General features: G+C 56.2%; 4 protein-coding genes and 1 pseudogene. 2 read left to right on the top strand and 3 right to left on the bottom strand.

Annotation, left to right across the window (positions count from 1 at the left end; genetic code table 11):
* Together AB4043_RS20485 and AB4043_RS20480 are read left to right on the top strand one after the other, a co-directional pair.
* A partial coding sequence (locus AB4043_RS20485) for a hypothetical protein (RefSeq protein WP_442307932.1) occupies positions 1-180 on the top strand: 180 nt, incomplete at its 5' end.
* 148 nt (positions 181-328) lie between these two features.
* Positions 329-928: a hypothetical protein gene (locus AB4043_RS20480; protein WP_442307931.1), complete on the top strand. Its 600-nt coding sequence runs from the start codon at positions 329-331 to the stop codon at positions 926-928.
* Positions 929-1196: 268 nt separating this feature from the next.
* Here AB4043_RS20480 and AB4043_RS20475 read toward each other — a convergent pair whose 3' ends face one another.
* From AB4043_RS20475 to AB4043_RS20465, 3 genes and pseudogenes are all read right to left on the bottom strand, one after another.
* Positions 1197-1757, bottom strand: a complete 561-nt coding sequence (locus AB4043_RS20475; protein WP_442301809.1) for a hypothetical protein — start codon at positions 1755-1757, stop codon at positions 1197-1199.
* Positions 1758-1967: 210 nt separating this feature from the next.
* Positions 1968-2282: a DMT family transporter gene (locus tag AB4043_RS20470; RefSeq protein ID WP_442301810.1), complete on the bottom strand. Its 315-nt coding sequence runs from the start codon at positions 2280-2282 to the stop codon at positions 1968-1970.
* 414 nt (positions 2283-2696) lie between these two features.
* Positions 2697-3050, bottom strand: a pseudogene (locus AB4043_RS20465) (hypothetical protein); the annotation flags it as partial.

The raw sequence follows: 3050 nt of genomic DNA, 5'->3' as shown, positions 1-3050 counted from the left end.
CTTATGCACACCGGCCACGATCCCGGCGTGTACACCTTCGCCTATGTCTCACCCACCACGAAGTCCGGCGCTGTCATTCTGACCAACGGCGAAGACGGAAAAAAGCTTGTGTCCGGTATTCTGCACGACCTAGATGCGCCCCAGTGGTTCGTCGACATTCTCGCCGTCATGCTGCACTAAGAAAGAATTCTTATGCAAGCAATCTTTGCAGGTGTTCAAAAGCGTCGGCCCATGCATGCGGCCTAACGCGCTAGACTTCTATCGGAAGTTTCGTCGATCAACTCGCAGCGATGGGTGGTGCTCGTTGAAAGGTCCCTCTCTTACATGGGTGTTTCTGCCGGTCGCTTTGTTGCCCGCAACGACATTTGGACACTCCTCGGTGACGAGTCTGCAAACGAAAGACGCGTCGCAAACGGCTCAGATTACGAAGTTTTTCATCGCACAACCGGCAGCCGGTTCTGGATACGAGACCGGCCCTTTGCACATCATCTACAGTAACGGAACGGAATCTGTGCAAACCCTTCCACCATTGAAGGCCAGCACCGATAAGGAAAGGTTCTTCAACGCGGTCGGGTTCTCTGGAGTTGAGTTAGCGCAAGATCGCCAAACGCTCGGTTGGACGATTAATGTCGAGAACTGTTGTACATCCTATTCGATCCCCTTGAGTGTTGTCGTCTTTCAGCACAAGCAGGTGCTCCATACCTTCCGTCAGGGCGAGATGGTGTGGGGTTGGATGTTTCTCGAAGGTGGCAAGCAGGTGGCGGTCGTCTACGGACCGACGCACGGTCCCGAGGTTGGAGACTACCGCCTTTATGATGTGAAAACTGGCAAGCTTTTGTCAGAAGTCTCGGGCGATGCGGATACCCAGTCCCTGAAAAGTGATGCGCCGGAATGGGCGAAGCTATTACAGGCTCGCATCGCTCATTGACGGGCTTCTGGGCGTATCGCCGGCAATACGGAGGTAATCCCAAACTTCCGTATTGCCGACAATCCGGCCAATAGCGTCAATCGTGTATTTGGCCGCTGCGAGCGATGACTCTTACCGAGAGAACAGGGCTATTATCATTGCCCGAAATCAGGGTTCCTGTCGAAAACAACGCGCCGCACACCCGCCGCATGCTGTGTGGTTTTTTCGAGTAAATAATTGAGACCAGTTAGGTAGTACGTAACTCCGGCCCAGCCGTCGCCGAGGATGGTCAGATGAGCAGTGCCTTGTGCGTTGCGGTAGTTGATGACATGCCACGACCCCTGACCTGGATAGGCGCGAGCCATAGCTTCGGCCGCCGCACCCCAAGCATGGCCGGTCGCACATATAGCAGCGTAGCCGTGCGCCAAGCCAGTTGGGCTCTCATCGGAATGGGATGTGCCGAGTCTGATTCCACACTGGCAATGACGGCGTCTGAAAACTCTTGCCCGGCAGGTACTGCGTAGGTGACGTCACTGGTTCTGAGATCGAGGCGTACCGGAATTGAGAGTTCTGGCAGCGGGTAATTCTCACCGCCTACTATGGAGTAGGTCGTCGCATGGAGAACCAGGTTTCCGTGGCTTGTTTTCGCCGGTGCGAGCGCAAAGTCACGTACCGCGAGTGTTCTTTCCGATACAGACGCCTTGTTGACTAGGAAGGCGAGCCTGCCGTCTGGGTCCTGATCTAACACCTTGCCCGAATCGTCCCTCAGCTCCCATCCCAACGTGATCTGCTTCGAGCACCTCACACGAACCTCAAAATAGAGCGGATTCACGACTACGGACTGCTCCACGTCAGCCTTCACGCAAAGGGTGYCGTCTTGGTTGCAGGTGGTTTTGGGTTTTGGCCCGCTGTGAATCTTTCCGCTGTGCCTTCCCGGCTGTAGAGGACAGGACTCAGTTGTACGGCGGCGGCTTTGATAACAGTCATTTTGAATCTCCTTGTGTGTCGATTTGTTGAATCTCATTGGGTTGCCAAACTGTACTGCAGTAGGAATAAGCAATCACGAGACGAGCCTGAGGCCGATGACGCCTGTCAGAATAAGAGCGATACAGAGGATTCTCATCGGCGACGCGGACTCGCCCAGCAACGCTATTCCGATAATGGCCGTGCCCGCAGCGCCGATGCCCGTCCAGACCGCATAGGCTGTTCCGACCGGCAGTGTACGGAGCGAGACAGAAAGAAGGATGACACTCGACAAGCCGGTAGCGACCGTAAACAACGCCGGCTTCAATCGGGTAAAACCTTCAGACTGCTTCATCCCGAAGGCGAAGGCGATCTCGACGATGCCGGCGATACAAAGTAGTGTCCATGCCATGTGGTAGTTCCGTTCTCTAAGCTGCCGGGCGTTATTGCCGGGTGGGGTTTTAGTGAGCGATTGTCAATTGATGGAAACGTGGCGGCTTCATCTCACTCGCTTAGCCACTCTCGCCTCCGCGGAACGAAGTGAGGCTCTMGCTTGGCCTTCGCATTCGAAGCGCCACATAATCTCGTCTGGTAGTACACCGCGTCCTCACCCGCAGTCTGTAGTGCCTCATTCTCAGTAATGACCAGCGGAGGGGGAGCGCCCACAAAGCTTGCGAATTTTGGTAGCCAGACGCTCACGGGAGACGTGTCATCGTCCACGACAACATACTTGCCCGGGTCGCGGTCAGGGCGGCGACCGTCGCCTGCGCCGCGTCCTCAATGTGGACAAACGACCATTTCGCAGCCCCCCCCACTCCTCGCTGGTCTAGGTCGTGCGAGCTTTGGCCGTCTCCGGGATGGCCGGAGCATCGATACCGTCCTCCTCTAAACGCGCTCGACGGGACAGCAGCTTGTCCACGCTGAACGGGAAGAACTCGCAACTTGCGAGGAGGAAAGCCCCTCCTATCCCGGTGAGAACGGCGTAATTCAGAACCGACTTGACCCCTAATGCGATCGTCATGGAAGTCGCAAAGACGATGAGGAGAAGTCCGCTCAGCCGCGCGGCGACGCGTGTATGCCAGCCGATGAGGACGAGAAAGCCGAAGAGGATTTCAGCGCTGGTGGCCACCGTTCCCAGCGTTGGAATCATTGCGGCCGGCCAATATCCGTTGACCATGTG

Source organism: Terriglobus sp. YAF25, from assembly GCF_052113305.1.
GTDB lineage: Bacteria > Acidobacteriota > Terriglobia > Terriglobales > Acidobacteriaceae > Terriglobus.
The sequence above is the reverse complement of the archived record's forward strand: the minus strand, read 5'-3'. Positions and strand labels throughout refer to the sequence as shown.

Bases quoted from the DNA above. Each gene is read 5' to 3' on its own strand.
- AB4043_RS20470 (WP_442301810.1), bottom strand. From the start codon at position 2,282: ATGGCATGGACACTACTTTGTATCGCCGGCATCGTCGAGATCGCCTTC.